Annotated in this window: 13 protein-coding genes; 9 read left to right on the forward strand and 4 right to left on the reverse strand. The window is 68.5% G+C overall.

The features are described 5' to 3' along the window. The first annotated feature begins 19 nt into the window (after window positions 1–19). The gene (locus ON22_RS10155; protein ID WP_081595462.1) at window positions 20–1459 is read left to right on the forward strand and encodes an MFS transporter; all 1440 of its coding nucleotides are present in this window, start codon (window positions 20–22) and stop codon (window positions 1457–1459) included. A gap of 93 nt (window positions 1460–1552) precedes the next feature. Here the strand turns inward: ON22_RS10155 and ON22_RS10160 are convergent, their stop codons facing one another. Further along, window positions 1553–2842: a glycosyltransferase 87 family protein gene (locus tag ON22_RS10160; protein ID WP_051157394.1), complete on the reverse strand. Its 1290-nt coding sequence runs from the start codon at window positions 2840–2842 to the stop codon at window positions 1553–1555. 170 nt (window positions 2843–3012) lie between these two features. Here ON22_RS10160 and pheS point away from each other — a divergent pair, with 170 nt between their 5' ends. The 4 genes from pheS (at window position 3013) to ON22_RS10180 (ending at window position 8459) form a co-directional block, all read left to right on the forward strand. Continuing rightward, complete coding sequence (gene pheS / locus ON22_RS10165; protein WP_033245217.1) at window positions 3013–4086, forward strand: phenylalanine--tRNA ligase subunit alpha; 1074 nt, start codon at window positions 3013–3015, stop codon at window positions 4084–4086. 28 nt (window positions 4087–4114) lie between these two features. Further along, window positions 4115–6616, forward strand: a complete 2502-nt coding sequence (pheT, locus tag ON22_RS10170; RefSeq protein WP_033245218.1) for a phenylalanine--tRNA ligase subunit beta — start codon at window positions 4115–4117, stop codon at window positions 6614–6616. Window positions 6617–6671: 55 nt separating this feature from the next. Beyond that, window positions 6672–7160 (forward strand): hypothetical protein, encoded by a 489-nt coding sequence (locus ON22_RS10175; RefSeq protein ID WP_051157395.1) that lies wholly within the window; start codon window positions 6672–6674, stop codon window positions 7158–7160. Between the two features lie 261 nt (window positions 7161–7421). Then, a complete protein-coding gene (locus tag ON22_RS10180; protein WP_033245219.1) occupies window positions 7422–8459 on the forward strand; it encodes a hypothetical protein in 1038 nt (345 codons plus the stop codon). Here ON22_RS10180 and ON22_RS10185 read toward each other — a convergent pair. Both ON22_RS10185 and ON22_RS10190 read right to left on the reverse strand, forming a co-directional pair. Next, window positions 8456–8728, reverse strand: a complete 273-nt coding sequence (locus tag ON22_RS10185; RefSeq protein ID WP_033245220.1) for a hypothetical protein — start codon at window positions 8726–8728, stop codon at window positions 8456–8458. The two genes, ON22_RS10180 and ON22_RS10185, sit on opposite strands and share 4 nt — an antisense overlap. Next, complete coding sequence (locus ON22_RS10190) at window positions 8709–13355, reverse strand: FHA domain-containing protein (protein WP_033245221.1); 4647 nt, start codon at window positions 13353–13355, stop codon at window positions 8709–8711. The genes ON22_RS10185 and ON22_RS10190 overlap by 20 nt, the downstream gene beginning before the upstream one ends. A 185-nt stretch (window positions 13356–13540) precedes the next feature. Between ON22_RS10190 and ON22_RS10195 the strand changes: the two genes are divergently transcribed. Beyond that, window positions 13541–15205, forward strand: coding sequence for a WXG100 family type VII secretion target (locus tag ON22_RS10195; protein ID WP_033245222.1), 1665 nt, complete (start codon window positions 13541–13543; stop codon window positions 15203–15205). 104 nt (window positions 15206–15309) lie between these two features. On the opposite strand, the gene mscL is transcribed toward ON22_RS10195, so the two are convergent. Further along, the gene (gene mscL, locus ON22_RS10200; RefSeq protein WP_033245223.1) at window positions 15310–15777 is read right to left on the reverse strand and encodes a large conductance mechanosensitive channel protein MscL; all 468 of its coding nucleotides are present in this window, start codon (window positions 15775–15777) and stop codon (window positions 15310–15312) included. A 295-nt stretch (window positions 15778–16072) separates the two neighbouring features. Between mscL and ON22_RS10205 the strand changes: the two genes are divergently transcribed. From ON22_RS10205 to ON22_RS10215, 3 genes are all read left to right on the forward strand, one after another. Further along, a complete protein-coding gene (locus tag ON22_RS10205; RefSeq protein WP_231508651.1) occupies window positions 16073–16426 on the forward strand; it encodes a PNPOx family protein in 354 nt (117 codons plus the stop codon). A gap of 235 nt (window positions 16427–16661) precedes the next feature. After that, window positions 16662–17840: a Cmx/CmrA family chloramphenicol efflux MFS transporter gene (locus ON22_RS10210; protein WP_033245225.1), complete on the forward strand. Its 1179-nt coding sequence runs from the start codon at window positions 16662–16664 to the stop codon at window positions 17838–17840. Between the two features lie 435 nt (window positions 17841–18275). Next, window positions 18276–18962, forward strand: coding sequence for a hypothetical protein (locus ON22_RS10215; RefSeq protein ID WP_051157396.1), 687 nt, complete (start codon window positions 18276–18278; stop codon window positions 18960–18962). The last annotated feature ends 8 nt before the right edge of the window (window positions 18963–18970 follow it).

Genomic DNA, 18970 nt, shown 5'->3' on the forward strand with positions numbered 1-18970 from the left:
ATTACAACAAGGATTCGACATGACAGAAGCACTGACTTCACCCGCCGTCATCACTCGGAAACCCACACCGGCCGGCCCCGGAACCGTCGAGCCGCGGCCGCCGCTGACGCTCGTTCTCGCCGCGGTCGGCATCCCCATGTTCATGGTCACGCTCGACAACCTCGTGGTCACCAACGCGCTTCCGGTGATCCGCACCGACCTGGGTGCCTCGCTCAGCGATCTGCAATGGTTCGTCAACGCCTACACCCTGTCGTTCGCCGCGCTGCTGCTCACCGCGTCCGCACTCGGCGACCGGCTCGGCCGCCGCCGCGTCTTCCTGGCCGGGATCGCGCTGTTCACGCTCGCCTCCGCCGCCTGCGCATTGGCGACCGACCCGGCCGTGCTCATCGCCGCCCGGGTGGTGCAAGGCGCGGGCGGCGCGGCGGTGATGCCGCTTTCGCTCACTCTGCTCTCCGATGCCGTGCCGGAACGCCTGCGCAGCGCCGCGATCGGTATATGGGGCGGGATCTCCGGCCTCGGGGTCGCCCTCGGGCCCTTGGTCGGCGGGGCGGTGGTCGACGGTTTGAGCTGGCAGTGGATCTTCTGGATCAATGTGCCGATCGGGATCCTGGTACTGCCGCTGGTCGCCCGGGTGTTGCGCGATTCGCGCGGCGGTGCGGGGCGGCTGGATCCGCTCGGCTTGATCCTGGCCTCGGGCGGGGTGGTCGCGATCGTCTGGGGAATCGTGCACGGCGCCGACGACGGATGGACCTCGGGCGGTGTCCTGACGGCGCTCCTCGGTGGTGCGCTGCTGCTGGCGGCACTGATCGGCTGGGAACACCGTGCGGCCGCCCCCATGCTGGCGCCGCGCTTGTTCGGTGTGCGCGCCTTCAGCGTCGCGAACGTAGTGGCCTTCGCGTTCTCGGTCGGCGTCTTCGGATCGATCTTCCTGCTCGCCCAGTATTTCCAGGTGGTGCAGGGATACAGTCCGCTGGAATCCGGTATCCGTACCATGCCGTGGACCATGGCACCGATGCTGGTGGCGCCGCTCGCGGGCCTGGTGATCGATCGGGTCGGGGCCCGGATCCTGCTGGTCACGGGCCAGGCCCTGCTGGCGGCGGCACTGGCCTGGATGGCGGCGGTGACCACGGTCGACCTCGCCTACAGCTCCTTCGTCGCCCCGCTGCTCTTGGCCGGTATCGGAATGGGCCTGACCTTCGCCCCGCTGGCGACCGTCGTGATGGCCGCTGTACCGGAGGTCGATCGTTCCGTGGCCTCGGGGACCAACAACACGGTGCGCGAAGTCGGCGTCGCCATGGGGATCGCGGTCCTGGCGTCGGTGTTCGCCTCCTACGGCGCCTACACCGACCCGCAGGGTTACGTGGACGGACTGGTGCCCGCGGTATGGGTGGGCGCGGCGATCGTGGCCGCTGGAGCGTTGGCCGCGGCCCTGCTACCCGGGCGGGTGCGGACAGAATGAGGCGCGGCGGGGATTCCGGCGTGGTATTCCGCGCCGGCGGCCCTGCGCGTGACGGCCACCGTGGCGGCCGGGGCATCGGTGCAGGACAGCCGATCAGCCTTTGTGGACGGTGACCAGGGATCCGTCCGCAGGAGCGGGGGCGGGCAGGGGTGTGCTCTGCGCACGGCGCCGGGCGGCGGTCGCATACAGCACGACGAGCAGCACACTGAACCAGACGTAGCCGTTGCCGATCACCTGTTCCCACACCGACCAATCCAGCTCCCGGCCGTCGTTGCCGGGGAGGTCGCTGTGTTCCGCGAGGACGAACACCACGGCGGTGGCCACCACCGCGGCATACCAGCCCGCAGCCCGCGGCCACGGCAGTGTCGTCGCGAAACCGGCCATCGCCAGCAGGGCCGGCGCCACCCACACCCAGTGGTGCGACCAGGAGATCGGCGAGACGAGCAGCGCGACCACCGCGTTCACGGCGAGCGCGATCATCGGCGGTGTCCCGGCCCGCCGGATGGCGACCACGGCCAGGGCGACCATGGCGGCGGCGGCCAGTAGCCACAGCGCCGTGGCCGGTGTGCCGGTGATCCCGAAACGGGCCAGCACGGCCTGAATGGACTGGTTGGTCTGGTACTCCGAACCGCTCAATCCGCCGACATTGCCGAACCCGCCGAACCAGTACCGCACCGATTCGTCGGGCATGACCGCGAAACCGATGATGGTGGCGGCCGCACCGGTCGCCGCGGCCGTCGCTGCGGCCTTGTAGTCCTTGCGGATGAGGAAGAACAACACGAAGGCGGCCGGTGTGAGTTTGATCGCGGCGGCCAGGCCCAGCAGCATGCCTCGTGGCCAGCGCGGGTTACGGGTCAGGCAATCGGCCGCCACCAGGCCCATCAGGATCAGATTGACCTGGCCGAAGTCCAGCGTGGACCAGATGGGCTCCAGCAGCAGCGCCAGCGGCGTCGCCGTCGCGCATACCAGCAGGGCGAGCTTGCGCTGGTCCTGGGCGGGCCACAGCTGCCGGGCCACCAGGTAGAGCGTGATTCCCAGCGCACCCACCGAGACCGCGAGATAGGCGATCACCGCGGCCGCCCACGGCAGCAGGGCATAGATGCCGAGGGCCAGCGCGGCAAACGGCGGATAGATGAACGGCAGGCTGATATCGGCGGCCGTCTCCGGCAACTGCCCGTAGAGATCACCGCCGGAACGCCACTCCTCGACCCCCAGCCGATACACCTCGAGATCGATGTATTCGCCGCTGATCCCGCGGAACGGGTCCACCGATCGTGACATGAGTGCCCATGTCACGATCATCGCCAGTAGCGGTAGCAGCCAGATCGCCTGCTGGCGGGCACGTCCGGCGAGCGTCTCGGTGTGGGTCGGGGCGTTCGTCATCGTGAGGGACTTTACCGGTTCGAGGTGTCGTCGCACTCCGGCAGTGATCGCCGGGGGATATCGGCGTGAACCGGCCACCGGCCATCGAATACGATTCCACCAGCAGCAATACGGGCGCCGGAGCCTACCGGGGTCCGCTCACAGAAGCCTAGGGGAGAGACGAGTAGACCGTGGCCGACGACACCGACGCAGGCACAGCGACCGGCGGGCAGCAATCCGCGCTCACCGAGGAAGCCCTGGCCGCAGCGGCCGCGGCCGCCGAAAAAGCCTTCGCGGCCGCCGCCGACCTGGATGCCCTCGCTACCGCGAAAACCGAGCATATGGGTGGTAAATCGCCGATCTCGCTGGCGCAGCGGTCGCTGGGCGGTCTGCCGAAGTCCGAGAAGGCCGACGCCGGTAAGCGGGTCAATGTCGCGCGCGGCCGGGTCTCGCGGGCTTTCGACGAACGCCGGCAGGCCCTGGAGGCCGAACGCGATGCGGCGGTGCTGGTGGCCGAGGCGATCGATGTCACCCTGCCGGCGAACCGGGGGCCGGTCGGCGCCCGGCATCCGATCACGGTCATCTCCGAACAGGTCGCCGATGTGTTCGTCGGGATGGGCTGGGAGATTGCCGAGGGCCCCGAGGTGGAAACCGAGCATTTCAACTTCGATGCGCTGAACTTCCTCCCGGACCATCCCGCGCGCACCATGCAGGACACCTTCCATATCGCGCCTGCCGGGTCGCGACAGGTGCTGCGCACCCATACCTCGCCGGTACAGGTGCGTTCGATGCTCGAACGCGACCTGCCGATCTACGTGGTGTGCCCGGGCCGGACCTTCCGCACCGACGAACTGGATGCCACCCATACGCCGGTGTTCTCCCAGATCGAAGGTCTGGCCATCGACAAAGGCCTGACCATGGCGCATCTGCGCGGCACCCTGGACGCATTCGCGCGGGCGCTGTTCGGTCCCGACACCACCACCCGGATCCGGCCCAACTACTTCCCGTTCACCGAGCCCTCCGCCGAGGTGGACGTCTGGTTCCCGGACAAGAAGGGCGGCGCGGGATGGGTCGAATGGGGCGGCTGCGGCATGGTCAACCCCAAGGTGCTGATCGCCAGCGGTATCGACCCCGACGAATACAGCGGTTTCGCGTTCGGGATGGGGCTGGAGCGCACGCTGCAGTTCCGCAACGGCATCCCCGATATGCGCGACATCGTCGAGGGTGATGTGCGGTTCACCCTGCCCTTCGGTATCCGGTCCTGATTTCCCGAGCGAGAGAGCGAACGTCACAGTGCGAGTAGCGCAGTCCTGGCTGACCGAAACGATCCGCCGCACCGTCCCCGACTGGGAGGTCACGCCGGAGGAACTCGACGCCGGATTCGTCCGGGTCGGGCTCGAGGTCGAAGAGGTCGACCGGCTCGAACGGGTGGGCGGTGAGATCGAGCATCCGCTGGTGGTCGGCCGGGTGGCCGAGATCACCGAACTCACCGAGTTCAAAAAGCCCATCCGTTTCTGCAAGGTCGATATCGGAGCGCCCGAGCTCCAGGAGATCGTCTGCGGAGCGACCAACTTCGCGGTCGGCGATCTGGTGGTCGTGGTGTTGCCGGGCGGTGTGCTACCCGGTGGGTTCGCCATCTCCTCGCGTAAGACCTACGGGCACACCTCCAACGGCATGATCTGCTCTGTCGCCGAACTCGGTATCGGTAAGGACCACTCCGGGATCCTCGTCCTGGAACCCGGTACCGCCGAGCCCGGTACCGACGCCAACGAACTGCTCGGCCTCGGCGATACCGTCATCGAACTGAACATCACCCCCGATCGCGGCTACTGCTTCTCGGTGCGCGGCCTGGCCCGGGAACTGGCGTGCGGATTCGATCTGGAATACGCCGACCCGGCCGTGCGCACGCTGCCGGAGGGGCCGGAGGCGTGGCCGGTGCGGGTGGAATCGGAATCGCGTTGCACCCGCTTCGGCGTCCGCCGGGTGACCGGGATCGACCCGCAGGCGGTGAGTCCGTGGTGGTTGCAGCGGCGGCTGCTGCTGTCCGGTGTGCGGCCGATCTCGCCCGCGGTCGACGTGACCAATTACGTAATGCTCGAACTGGGGCAGCCGCTGCACGCGTTCGATGCCGCGAAACTCAGCGGTGGCCTGGTGGTCCGGCGGGCCCGGACCGGCGAAACCCTGCGCACCCTCGATGACGCCGAACGTGAACTCGACGCCGAGGATGTGGTGATCGCCGACAGCACCGGAGTGGTATCGCTGGCCGGTGTGATGGGCGGGGCGTCCACCGAGGTGAACGCCGAAACCACCGATGTGGTGCTGGAGGCCGCCACCTGGGATCCGCTGCTCATCTACCGCACCGCGCGCCGGCACAAACTGGTGTCGGAGGCGAGTAAACGCTACGAGCGGGTGGTGGATCCGGAACTCAATCTGGCCGCGCTGGACCGCGCCGCGAGCCTGCTCGCCGAAATCGCCGGGGGCACGGTCGAATCCACGCTCACCGATATCCGCACCCAGCTCGACCCGGTGGCTCCGATCCGGATCGATATCGATCTGCCCGACCGGGTGGCCGGTGTCCACTACCCCCCGGGGACCTCCGCGCGCCGGCTCACCCAGATCGGCTGCCATGTGGAGGTCGCCGTGGACGAGAGCAGCGGTCACGGCCAGCTGGTGGTGACCCCGCCGTCCTGGCGGCCCGATCTGGAGCAGCCCGCCGATCTGGTGGAGGAGGTCTTGCGGCTGGAAGGTCTCGAACAGATCCCGCTGGTGCTGCCGCAGGCGCCGGCCGGCCGTGGCCTGACCGCGGTGCAGCGCCGCCGCCGCGCGGTGAGTCGTGCGCTGGCCTTCGCCGGCTGCGTCGAGGTGCAGCCGCCGGTATTCCTGCCCGCGGGTGTTTTCGACACCTGGGGTCTGGAGGCCGACGATCCGCGCCGCACGACCACCCGGGTACTGAACCCGCTCGATGTCGAACGCGCCGAACTGGCCACGACCCTGTTGCCGGGGCTGCTCGAGATCGCCGCCCGCAATATCTCGCGTGGCGCCCGCGATCTCTCGCTCTACGGGATCGCCCAGGTGGTATTGCCGGGGCCGGGGACCAAACCGGTGGATCCGCTGCCGGTCGACCGTCGTCCGTCCGATACGGAGATCACCGAACTGCTGGATTCACTGCCCGCGCAGCCGCAGCATGTCGCGCTGGTCCTGACCGGCCGCCGGGAACCCCGCGGCCCGTGGGGGCCGGGCCGGGCTGCCGAGGCCGCCGACGCTTTCGCCCTTGCCGATGTGATCGCCGAGGCGGCCGGTGTGCGGATCGAGCGGCGTCCCGGGAAGTACCTGCCGTGGCATCCCGGTCGCTGTGCCGAACTCGTGGTCGGCGAGACGGTCGTCGGGTATGCGGGTGAACTGCATCCCGGTGTGCTGGAACGGTCGGGCCTGCCGCCGCGTACCTGCGCCGTGGAACTCGACCTGGATGCGCTGCCACTGACCGAATCCCGGCCGGCGCCCGCCATTTCCCCGTTCCCGGCTGTGCTGCAGGACGTGTCGGTGAGTGTGCCGGCGGAGGTTCCGGCGGCGGCGGTCGAGACGGCGTTGCGGTCCGGCGGCGGAGAGCTGCTCGAAGATATCGCGCTGTTCGATGTCTACGAGGGCGCGCAGGCCGGTGAAGGCCGTAAATCATTCACCTATGCGCTGCGGTTCCGCGCCGCCGACCGCACTCTCACCGAGGACGAGGCCAGTGCCGCCCGTGACGCCGCGGTGGCCGCCGCCACGGACGCGGTGGGTGCCGCGATCCGTTCTTGAGCATCGGGCTTGCGGTCCGTCCGAAAGGGCGGGCCGGAAGTCGTAGGCTGGTCGTATGAGTGAACCGAACGCAGGCGATCCGGGCGCGCTCGCCGCGCGGTTGGCGGCCCTGCCCGACGAACAGTTGCTGGCCGTGCTGGTCGTCGCCACGGCGGGCCGGGAGGAACTGGCTTCCCTGTACGAGGTCGCGACCCGGTTGCTGTCGGAAACCGGCCGCGCTGCACCGGCCGGGATCGCCGGGAGCCCGCCGGCGGGGATTCCCACCGGTGGCGAGGTGGGGGTGGTAACCCAGCCCGGCGGTATCGGCACCTTGGCCGGAAGTGGCGGTGCCGCGGCCGATTACACCGGCGGTGGTATGCCGACCTTCGATTCTGTCCGCGATAAGTTCCAGCGGCGGATCGGAACGGCGTTCGGCCACCGGGAGCTCGATCGGCAGTCCGCGGCCGGGCGCGGTGTCGAAGAACAGTGGGAAGCCCGGGAGCAGGCGGCGCGGGAACGCCTCGAACAGATCAGGACCTCCCTGCACGAGGGCGACCGCCGGTAGTGTGCGCGGCTTGTGATTCTGCCCACCTGGGCGGCGGCGAGCTATCGCCGGTCCGGTAAGCCCAGCGGTTTTCGCAGGTCAGCGCAGGGGAAGCGGTATGCCTCCGGGGAGGTCGGGGCCGTGCCCCGCAGGCGCCGGGATCCGTCTCAGACAAGCGCACCCGCGGTGCCGGACCCGGTATAGGGTCGTCTGGCTACAGCGCCCCCGCGGCCGGTTCCGGCCCGTGGCGGGCCGGTACCACCGTCGAAAAGGGATGATCCGATGACCGAAACCGCCGACCCGACCGCTCGCGCGCTCGCCGACCGGCTCCTCGACGCGCAGGTGCGGTGGCTGCTCGCCGAGGTGAGCGGCGACCGGTTCGCCGAGGTCGTCGCCCGCGATGTGGCGGCCGTCCTGGATGTGGCGGCCACCGTGCCCGCCGGTGAGGTGGTCGGGGTCGAGCAGCTCGAAACCACGGTCGCCACGGTCGTGGACAAGGTCGGCGGTAGTGCCGTGCTCGCCGATACCGTGGGGGTGTTCGCCGACGCGATCTACGACAGTATCGCCACCAACGAAGACCACACCCTGGGTGAACTCGTCGAACGCGAACCGGTCGAAGCGCTGCTGCAGAAGATCGTCGATATGCACCAGACCCAGGAGCGGGTTCTGGAACGCCTCACCGACAGCCCACTCGTGGCCACCGTCGCCTCCAAATTCGTGGACAAACTGGTCGGCGATTTCGTGGAGGCCAACCGGCAGCGCGCCGAGAAGATCCCCGGGATGGGCACCTTGATGTCGCTCGGCCAATCCGCCGCCGACCGTGCCCGTAAGGCCGCCGAGAGCAACACCATCCTGGGTGATATCGCCGGTAAAGGCGCCCTGTACGCACTCAAACGCACCAACAACGCGATCCGCGAAATGCTGCGCGATGCGCCCGTACACGACGCCACCATGGAGTTCTGGGATCTGCACGCCGACGAACCGATCAGCGGCCTGCGCGAATACCTCACCAAACAGGACCTGAACGAGCTGGTCGGGTTGTGCTACCGGATCGCCGTGACCACCCGCGAGAAGGAATATTTCGGCCTGCTCGTCGACGAATGCGTGCAGGTGTTCCACGAGAAGTACCGGGACCACACCTTGGCCGCCGTACTCGAAGAGCTGGGATTGACGGGCCAGGACATCATCACCGAGATCCTGCGCTACGGCCCGGCCGTTGTGGAGGCCGCGAAACGCGACGGGGTGCTGGAACAGCTTCTGCGGGAACGTTTGGAGCCGTTCTATTACTCGGACGAGGTCTTGGCTATCCTGGCGGCCTAGCCTTTGTCGTCGAACCGGTCGAGACCGGAATCGCGCAGGATCGCGGCCATGGTGTCGGGATCGACCGGGCGTTCCGGTTCGCCGAGTTGTTCCACCGGGTTGTCCCGGGCGATCGGGAACAGTTCGTCGTAACCGGGATCGCCGGGGTGGAGCTCCTCGACACCGTGGTAGTGGACGCCGTCTGCGGTCCGGCCGCGAAGCGGCATGAGTATCGTCTCGCCGTCTTCAGCGAGCGCGGGCGGGGTGGTGTCATCGGAATACGCGGTCAAAATACGCCTTCAATCGATCGGCCATCACCTGATCACCGAGGGTGAATTTCTTCAGCATAGAGGTGCCTCCGAAGGTCCAGGCCGTAAAAGCCTCGGCGAACGCCTCCCTGGGGTGGTCGTAGTAACTGTTCCAATCGCGTTTCGGGCCCAGATCACGCTTCATCGCGTCGTGGATCTCGCGCCACTGTGGTGCATCGCTCAACCAGCGCCCACCCGTCCCGTACGCGGCGTCGGTGGCATGCCCGAACTCGTGCCAGACCACGTTCTCGCTACCGCCGCGGCCACCGGAGTTGATGACGATCCGGCGTGGCCCCGGCAGGTAGACGCCCCGGACCGTATTCCAGCTGGTACCCGGTTTGCGCCCGTAGGGTGTCGAGCCCTGGAGGCTGCTCGTTCCGGGGAGGTCCAGCATCTGCCGGTTACCGATCACTATCCCCCCGCCGGGGATCGCGTTCATATGTTCACTCACCCGCTGATAGATCCGGAAAGGGATGCGGGAGAGTTCTTCGACCATCTTGCGGGTCTGCGGCGTTGCATCGGTGATATCGACAAAAGGCCCGCCCTCTGCGGGGAGGAACGACGCGGTGAATTCGTAGGCGTTGCCCAGGTTCACCTGATCGCCCGGATTCAGGGAAACTTTAACGCCGTGCGGAATGATTTCACCGTTGACCCGGGTGCCGTTCGACGACCCGTCGTCCCGGATCCAGACACGTCCCGAAGGATGCGCGCCCAGACTGGCGTGCTGTCTGGACAGGAGTTCGCGACGGGGCAGATCGGTGGGCAGTTCGGAATTGTTGCGGCCGAGGATCAGCGGATCGCCCCCTCGGGGCAGATCGAACGAAAGATCCCCGTGGGTGCTGTTGAGCTTCACCGGTAGCGTTTTCGGCAGGACGGGATTGCCGCTGTCGGTGAATCGCGCGCTGCCCGGCCAATCGCCGAACCGGACGGTGTCACCAGGCCGCAGTGTCACCGCTGGGGCATCGGGATCGATCCGGGTGCCGTTGACCCAGGTCCCGCGTTCGGAATGCTCGTCGCGGAGTTTGAGGGCGCCGTACTCGTCACGGAAGAGTGTGGCATGACGCGGAGAAACGGAATCGTTTCCGGCGAGTTGGCGGGCCATCGGAGAGCCAGGGTCCCGGCCGATCGGTATTTCCTCGCCGCGGCGCAGCGTCAACGGCGGCGCCTGCTCGTCGTCGGACAGGCGCACCGACAGTGGCGGCTCGTCGCCGATCTGCATCCGGGCCGGATGCCCGCCGATCTTCACCGTGTCGGACGGCTGGAGATAACGCTTCTCCCCGGGGTCGAGCGCCCTGCCGTTGACCTCCACCGGTGGTGGGAGATCCGGTTGTGGATCCCGGACCCACACGCGGCCGTCTGCATCCCTACCCAGGTAGACATCGCGCATGCCCGTCCTGAAGACCTGCGCATGACCCGAAGGGACATTGCGGTCCGAGTCGTAGTAGCGCATGGAGAACGGAACCTCTTGCCCGGGGTGCAGCCGGATCGGTGGTATTCGGAGCTCCGCAGGGAAATGAAATGCCGCCGGTGGATGGTCGGTGTCCGGTCCGCCCAGGCGCGCGGTACTCACGAATTCGGGTCCGAGCCCGATCCGGTCCCCCTCGTTGATTGTGACGCGTTGTCCGGCATCTATCCGGTCACCGTTGACCCACACTCCATTGGAGCCGGGATGATCGCGAATCCACAGGCGGCCGTCGTGATCCAGTCCGAGCGTGGCGTGTTTGTTCCCGATGCCCTCGGCCTGGCGCAGTTGTGCTGCGAGTGGCGACTCGGGGGTGGTGCCCAGCACGATCGGCCTGCCGGGTTCGAGGTGGATCGGCGTCGCATCGGGACCTCCGAGGCGCAGCTGCACCGGAGCCGCGACCCGGACCGCGTCTGCGGGAAGGAATTGCGCGTCCCCGCCGGCCAATCCGAAACGCACAGTATCGCCGGGACGGAGTATTCGCTGTTCACCGTCTGCGAGCCGGACCTCGTTCACCCAAGTTCCGTTGGTGGACCCGTCGTCCTGCAGCCAGACCCGGCCGTGCTCGTCCATCCCGATCCGGGCATGGTCACGGGACATGGTGAGTCTGTTGACACTGTTGGCATTCAAGAGATCGCGGCCGAAGCCGACACTGCTGTCCCGGTGTACGCGCAGTGGTGGTGCGTCGTTTCCGAACAACCGGACCTCCGCGACCTGCCGCCTGAAATCGAGGCCCAGTTCGAACCCGCGGCTGAGCATGAGTTGCTGGCCGTCGTAGACGCGGACCCATTCACCGCCGACCATCTGCTTACCGTCGATGAAGGTGCCGTTCATCGAATTGTCGTCGCGTAGGAAGACATGGCCCGCTTCGTCGACCCGGATCGTGGCGTGCTGACGCGATACGTAGTCGTTCGCGACACCGTGCAGCAAGGCGCCCTTGTTACTGCCCAGGACGTATTCGTTGCCCGGGGTGAGTCGCAACGGGATCTCCGCGCCTCCTGGCGGGGTGAACACGACGTCCACATGTCCGCTCTCGGGGTGCCGGAAGAATCCGGTCTGCCCGGCGGCCGGCGGAGCCGGTGCGGGGTCGTGTCGCGGATCGTCGGGAGGGTCGATACGAGGAAGTGGCCGGGTCGGTGGCCCGTCGGCTTCCTCGCGCGAGAGCGGTCCGGCGTCGGGCGGTAGATCTTTCGGTGCGGCACCGGCATCCACGGTCTTCGGTTGACCGGCCGATTCCTGTTGCCCAGGAAGCGCCGGCGGCCGTTCGGTCTCGCCATTGTGGGCCGTGACTCGGCGTTGTGGTGAGCCCGGCGGGCCGTCTTGCGTCGGCCGTGCGGCCGAGCCGGTGTCGCCGGTACGTCCCTCCACGCCCGGACGGGTTGCGGTCGCCGGCGGCCGCGCGGGCTGCGCTTCACCGGCGATATGGGACTGCGGTACAACGATATCGGGGCCGCGGCTCGGCCCGGGGGGAGCGTGGTGAGCCATCTGGTCCAGCCGGGTCAGTGCCGAATCGTGCCAGTCACTTCGGCCCAAGGCGGAGAACGCCGGGCTCAGTTCCTCGACACGCTGCCGGATCTCGCCGAGTTCGGCACGGGTGACGGTGTGCTCTTTCCACTGGTGGGTGCCATCCGCCGAGCCGTATTCGAGGAACTGTTTCGCGAACGCGCCGATATGCACCTCCGGTGTGAAGGCGAGACTGTTGCCGATAGCCCAGACCTCTGCGTCCGGTGTGATCATCCAGTTCTCGGCGCCACGGTCGGGCACGCCGACCAGCGCATCCAGAACACCGAGACGTGTCCCGGAAGGAGTGCCGTGGAAGCGTGTCTCCGCTGACCAATCCTTCGGATAGGCTTCCTGCGCGTTCTTCCCCGGAACCACCTCCATGTAGACATGGCGGCCGTCGAGGTGCACCGCCGGCACCCGCGCGCCGACTGCGTCGCCCATCAAGGAGGTCAGGAATTCGGCCTGTGCGTGCCGCGGGTCGGACACAACCTTGTGCACCACCTGGCTGCCGTCCGGAAAGGTCAGCAACTCGACGGTTCTGGCCGAGTTCCCTTGTGTGCTGTGCCGGGCCATCGGTTCGGTCCGGGGCGGTTCGCCGGCGAGTAATCCCTCCACGCGCCTGCCGAATTCCAGTTGCCGGCGCGCAATCGGAGGCAGGTCCAGGCCGCCCCGGGCGCCGGCGACCCCGGCTCGATGGACTCGTAGCGCATTCCCGGCCGCCCCCACGAATCCGCCGCCGAATCCGACGACGGCCGACTCACGCACCATGTCGAACATATCGCCGAGACTGTGGATGTCCTTGTGGTGGATGATGAGTGACGGTATGGCTCCGGCGACACCACCGGCCACCCCGCCGACACCACCGATGAGCACGGTCCCGCCGAGATGCGCGCCGAAACGGCCGATATCGGACGTTGCCCGGCGTCCGAACATTCCGAGTACCCGCGGAGCGATCCGGCGCCCGGCCTCCGCGCCGACCACACCGCCGACCACACCACCCGCGACCATTTCCCCGAACGAACCGAGATCGAATCCGTCGCGCGCTCCGCTCTGGATATCCCACAACTGCGCGCCGACGCTGATCGCCGCACCGGTCAGGCCACCGATCGCCGCGGCGTGGACCGCCGTGTGTAGCGCGGCCCGCCGCGCGGCCCCGGCCGCGGCCTGGGTGGCGACATGTGTGGTCAGCCGGCCGACCGCCAGACGCATGGCCTGTTCGGCGGCCAGGCGGTCGGCCATGGCTTTGAACCCGCCACCGTAGAAGAAGAGCATCGCGTCGTAGGCAAGTTGTACGCCCAGGACTATCCCCGTGACCACGAGCAGATGCTGGGTCTGCTCGGTGACATCGGCGACCTCATGGCACTGCCCACCCATATCCGCGCATACCGTGGCCTGACTGCGCATGGCTGCCACGACCGTGCGATTGCGCTGGGCCAGATCCGTCCGGGTGGCGCCGGAGACCGACTCCTCGGCTTCCTTCGCCCGGGACTCGTAGCCGTCGGCCGCCGTGTTCAGGCCGTTTCCGGTGCGGATGTAGCAGTCGCCGCGGGCGCGCATGCACTCGACATCGGTTTCGGGCCAGTGGCCGATGACGAGATCGCGGACGGCAGCCGGCACCTCGGCCAGGAGAGCGCTGGCTTCCATCCCGGCACGCCTCCCGGAACTTTCTGTCCTGCCGGTCGAGTCCCTCGCGTCGAACCGGTCCGGTTCCCGATATTCCCACAGTCGGAGGTCGTTTTCCTGCTCTCCCTCATCGATCGGCCTCCCATCACGGGGAATATGGCACCGTGGGAGCCGGATTCGTGCGCCGGCCAGGAGTGAGCCACGAGATGAGCGAGCAATTTCGAGCGGATACCGACCGTTTGCGCTCGACCGCGCCCGCGTTCGAACAGCTGGGGGCCGAAGTAGAGGCGCTCGTACAGCAGCTGCGGGATATCGTGACATCCGATATCGCTCCGTGGGGCGCCGACGATACCGGCCGCGCGTTCGCCGAGAGCTTTGAACCGGAAGAGAAACAGACGCTTTCGGAACTCGACGGCCTCACCGAGGTTATCCGGCAGACCGGCCCGGATCTGCGACAGGTCGCCGCGAACTTCGAGCAACAAGACCAGCTCGGCCGCCGGGTGGTGGAAAACGCTGAGCCGGTCCTCGCCGAGCGAGCGGCGGTTCCGGTCGGCGCCGATCCCGTGGTGCCCGGGCACGATTCCGGTCTGCTGCCGCCGGCCGACTCCGGTGGTGCGCCGGTGTATCCGGCACGAAACGGCCCGGTCCCTGTGGGCCCGGCCGGGGAGGTCTCGGACCCCGCTGCCGCGACCACCGCAACGCCGGGCGTCACACCCTCCGGAGCAGGAGCGGCACCGCAGGACGGACAGCAACGTCCGTCGCAGCAATCGCGGCAACCGGAAGCGGATTCAGCAGCGGATTCACCGGAGCACGGTCGATCGGCCACTGATCATCCGCTCACCTCCGCCGGGCTACCGGCGGCACTCCCGGCGCCTGGTTCGCCGGGCGGGCCGGTATCCGCTTCCTCCAACCCGGCTCCCTCGCCTGCAGCCCGGGATATGCCCGGACACGCGGACAGGGCCGCCGCATCCGCGGGTTCCCCGGCCACTCCGTGGTCGCGTCCGGCAGCGGGGGCGGGAGCCCCCCGCGTCACCGCGCCCGGAACGGGGTCCGCCGAGGCCCCGCCGCCTCGGATGCCGGCACAACCTCCGCGGCGGCCCAACGACAAGCCCGAAGAACCGGAACGGCCCGTCGACGCGGTGAACGAGACACTCGCCGCGCGCCTGACCCGGGAACTCGCCGAACAATACGGGGTACGGGCGTTCGGTTTCGATACCCCGGCTCTCGGTCGCGGCGTGCTGCTGGAACTGGCGGCGGCAGTGCACGATGTCCTGCCGCGGCATCCGGCGATCGCCCTGCGCGCCATCGGTATCGACGAGATCGATGGGGGTTGTGTGACCCGCCTCGACAGGGAACCGATCGCCGACGAATCCGATTCCGCTGCCCGGCCGGATCCGGACACCGGCCAGGAACGGTTCGGCGTCCGAATCACACTGGCGACCGCGGTCGCCGTGGAACCGGACCAGCTGCAACACGCCGTACGGGCCGATGAGGACGCGGGGTTGCTCGCTCCCGGATGTGCGCAACGGCCGGTCTACTCGTCGATTGTGCGGGAATTGGGCCGCGCACTCGACGCTGCCGGAGGTTTCCGTGCTCGTCCCGCAAGCCGGCGCGCTCTGCTCGCCGCCTACTTGCCGCTGGCGAGCCCGCAGGCCACGAGCACACTGGGGCGTACCGTCACCGGATTCGTGCAGTGGCGTGCCGAGCTCTCCGGCGGCTTTCGCGATGGCCGATTCGAACCGGCGGCGGCTTTGGCCGAGGCGTTCACCGAGGTGGTGCTCGACGCGGGCCGCGCCTCACCGCCTGCCCGGGTGCTACACCGGCTCCTCGTCGAGTCGGCCGGCGCCGGGCGGGCACGCGGAAACGGGTAGCCGGCCGGGTGCCCCGCGAGCTCAGCGGGGAGCGGGGCTGCCGGCACACGCCACGGCCCTCATCGGTGACCGGTGCGATACGGGCTGGTGTTCGGCCGCAGATGTCACGCAGACGGCGAGTGCGCCCGCACCGAATCCTTCTCGGCCCCGTTGCTCGCGGAGTTGACCTGCGTCACGGCGGCGCGCTCGGCCAGCAGATCGCGGATCTCGATCAACAGCTCGGTATCGGTCGGGACCGGCTTGTCCGTATCGGCGCCCTTTCGGGCCAGATACCGCTTCTGCACGGTTTTCATCGGGAGGATCAATGCGAAGTACAGCACCGCCGCGACCATGATGAAATTGATGGCGGCGCTGATGATCGGGCCGAGGGCGATGAACGTCGCGGGTTTACCGGCGACCAGGGTGACGCCGAAACCGAGCTGGCTGCTGCCGCCCAGAACAGCGAGCAGGGGCTCCAGCACACCTTTGGTCACCGAGGTGACGATGGCGGTGAACGCGGTACCCATCACCACCGCCACGGCGAGGTCGATGACGTTGCCGCGCATCAGAAACTCTTTGAAACCCTTGAACATCCACCCAACTCCGTATCGAAACGCTGCTTTACACCGCCGGGCGGGGTTCCCGACCGGCGGGTCGATCGTGGTGTCCTTCCGAGACCCGGCACCACACGGCAGGTGATAGTGGCAGTCCAGCAGACGGCGCGCAAACCGGCCACGAGGTGGGCGGACAGTCCGGCCCACGGTCGACGGGTACTCGGCGCCTGGCCGGCTCGGCGCGCAACCGGCAGTCCGGCGAATCGTCCGCGACCGGCGCGGACCCCGGGTAGCCGCTAGGGTCGGAAATATCGCTACCTACCAGGAGGATTTCGTGGCAACGACACCGATGGGCCGGGCCGTTCGGGGATTCAACCGCGGAATAGTGGCCCTGCTGGGCGCCCCGGTTCTGGGACCGCTGCTGGGCAAGGTGTTCGCCGAGGTCGAATACGTGGGCCGGCGGTCGGGCCGGGTTTTCCGTACTCCGGTCAACTTCGTGAAGGAAGGTGACGAATACGTCATCCGCGTCGCCCTGCCCGACAAGAAAACGTGGTGGCGGAACTTTCTCGGCGAGGGCAGCCCGATCCTGCTGCATTTCCGGGACGGGCAGCTGCGCGGGCATGCCACGGCCCGGCGCGACGAGAAGGGCCGGGTGACCGTGCGGGTCCGGCCGGACACCACCGCCTGACCGGTAACCGGCGGCGGAAAAGGCGGTGCGCCGTGAGCAGGATTGCAGGTAACCTGCCGGGCATGTCGAGTCCCGAAGCATCCAGGGCAGGGCTGCCGGTCACCCCCGTCAGCCCCTGATCCTTCGTTCCGCAGCGGTGCCGTCCTCACGGCGGCACCGCCCCACAGTCGGCCTCCGGGTAGCTGACCGGGGTGGCGAGACGTGAACTCTTGTCTCTCCCACCTCGGAGTTTTCGATGCCCTTTGCTCTCTATCTGCTTGCCATGGCGGTTTTCGCCATGGGTACCTCGGAATTCATGCTTGCCGGGCTCGTCCCGGATATCGCCGCCGATCTCGACGTCGAGCTGGCCCGTACCGGTTTGCTGACCTCGGCGTTTGCGGTCGGAATGGCTGTCGGCGCACCGGTCATGGCGGTGCTTGCCCGGAATCGGCCGGTGCGGTCGAGCCTGCTGGTCTTCCTTGCCGTATTCCTGGCGGCGCATATCGCCGGTGCGGTCACCGCCGAGTTCACGGTGCTGGTCGCTACCCGCGTGGTCGCTGCCCTCGCCAATGCCGGTTTTCTCGCTGTCGCCCTGACCGCCGCCACCGGACTGGTTCCGGCGGATCGGCGAGGCCGCGCACTGGCGGTACTGCTCTCGGGAACCACCATGGCCACCATCGCGGGTGTGCCCGGCGGCGCGCTGCTGGGCGCGGTATTCGGCTGGCGCGTCACCTTCTGGGCGGTCGCGCTGCTCTGCGTGCCCGCCGCGATAGGCGTGCTCACCGGTATCCCGGCACGGATGCGGGATGTGCCGGATCGCGGACCGGGGTTGTTCGCCGAGCTCGCGGTATTGGCCCGGCCCCGGCTGATGGTCGTCATGCTGCTCGGTGCCCTGGTGAATGCCGCCACCTTCGGCGCCTTCACCTTCCTCGCTCCGCTGCTGACGGGCCGGGCCGGACTGGGCGACCTGTGGGTGCCGGCGGCGCTGGTGCTCTTCGGTATCGGGTCCTTCGCCGGGGTGACCGTCGCCGGCCGGTTCTCCGATACTCGGCCGGGCGTTGTGGTCGCGCTCGCGGGACCACTGCTGTGCGCCGGATGGTTCGCGACCGCAGTGTGCGCGGACCGGCCCCCGGTGTTGCTGGTTCTCGTCTTCGTCCAGGGCGCGTTGTCTTTCGCGCTCGGCAGCACCCTGATCACCCGCGTTCTGTACGAGGCTGCGGGGGCGCCGGCCATGGCCGGGTCCTATGCGACCGCCGCGCTCAATATCGGGGCAGCCGTGGGACCCGTTGTGGCCGCACTTGCACTCGGAACGCAGTTGGGGTCGCTCGGGCCGGTCGTGAGCAGCGGTGTATTGGTCGCGACCGCGCTACTGGTGGCCATGTGTTGCCGCTCCGTCCTCGGCGGACGCCCGTCCGAGGCGGTCGTGACAGCGTAACGACGGATCGGCCACCGATTTCGTGGGCCGCACGGGAGCGTGTGATGCCCGTGGGCATGGGAAGCGACGCCGAGCAGGGGCCCGCCGGCTCGGCCACGGCCGGACCGGCGAGCCCCTATGGACAACGCGACCGGCGGCACCGGCCCCGGCAACCCGGGTAAGCGCGGAACCGGAGCGCAGGGATCGTCGTCCGGTCCAGCCCCTGCACGCCGTCGCGACAACCGGTGCCGGGCAGCCCGAAGCGCGGTGGCCTCTACCACCGGCACACCCGCGAGAGCGGGCCGGTCGGCGGTGCCGGTCCGAGAACGTGACAGAGGTGTACAGGGAGCGGCCTACTGCAGCCGCCGATATCGGCCGCTGGGCCCGGCGTGGCGACCGCGGCCCCGAAGTAAGGTGGGCCGCGGTCGGCGGTCGAGCGGACCGGAAAGGGTCGCCGTGCCGGCTTCGATACTTTTCGCGGTACTCGCCGCCGGGCAACTGGCGCTGGTCGGCTGGTGCGGTATGCGGTATCGCCGCACCGGTGACCGGATGCTCATCGTGCCCGCCGTGGTGTGCGCGGCCCTGGTGTACGACAACGCGATCGTGGCCGCGGGCCGCTGGATCGGGGTGGGCGGCACTCTGGAGACCTTGTCGGTCTTCCGGTTCGTGGCGCATCTGGTACTCACTCCGCTGTTGATGCCGTGGGCGTGCGCGGCGGCCGGTCTGGCGGGTGTGGGGTGGATGCGCCTGATGTGGGTACGGGTGGTCGTCGGTGCCGCGACGTTGGCGGTGATCGCGCTGGGGGTGTTCGGCGAACTGACGCGGCTGACCCTGCGCCCGACGGAATGGGCAGGAACGATCCGCTATACGACCGAACATTCGTCCTTGTCCGGGCTGCTGCCGCCGGTGATTACCGTTGTGGTGGTGCTGGTTGCGGCCGTTGCGGTGTGGCGGGTGCGCGGATACCGGCTGTGGACGGTGGCGACCGCCACGATGGCGGTGGTCTCCGCGGCCATGCTGCCGATGCTGCTGACCAACGCCGCCGAACTCTTCTTCGCCTGGGGCATCGTCGCGACCGCGATGTGGTTGCCGGGCCCCGGGCGGGTGCCGGCTCCATCCGCCCGAGTGTCCGGCGAGCGATGAATTCCGGA

The organism is Nocardia carnea NBRC 14403 (assembly GCF_000308515.1).
Taxonomy (GTDB): Bacteria; Actinomycetota; Actinomycetes; order Mycobacteriales; family Mycobacteriaceae; genus Nocardia; species Nocardia carnea.

Bases quoted from the DNA above. Each gene is read 5' to 3' on its own strand.
- mscL (WP_033245223.1), bottom strand. From the start codon at position 15,777: ATGTTCAAGGGTTTCAAAGAGTTTCTGATGCGCGGCAACGTCATCGAC.
- ON22_RS10195 (WP_033245222.1), top strand. From the start codon at position 13,541: ATGAGCGAGCAATTTCGAGCGGATACCGACCGTTTGCGCTCGACCGCG.
- ON22_RS10180 (WP_033245219.1), top strand. From the start codon at position 7,422: ATGACCGAAACCGCCGACCCGACCGCTCGCGCGCTCGCCGACCGGCTC.
- ON22_RS10190 (WP_033245221.1), bottom strand. From the start codon at position 13,355: ATGGAAGCCAGCGCTCTCCTGGCCGAGGTGCCGGCTGCCGTCCGCGAT.
- ON22_RS10155 (WP_081595462.1), top strand. From the start codon at position 20: ATGACAGAAGCACTGACTTCACCCGCCGTCATCACTCGGAAACCCACA.
- ON22_RS10175 (WP_051157395.1), top strand. From the start codon at position 6,672: ATGAGTGAACCGAACGCAGGCGATCCGGGCGCGCTCGCCGCGCGGTTG.
- ON22_RS10210 (WP_033245225.1), top strand. From the start codon at position 16,662: ATGCCCTTTGCTCTCTATCTGCTTGCCATGGCGGTTTTCGCCATGGGT.
- ON22_RS10160 (WP_051157394.1), bottom strand. From the start codon at position 2,842: ATGACGAACGCCCCGACCCACACCGAGACGCTCGCCGGACGTGCCCGC.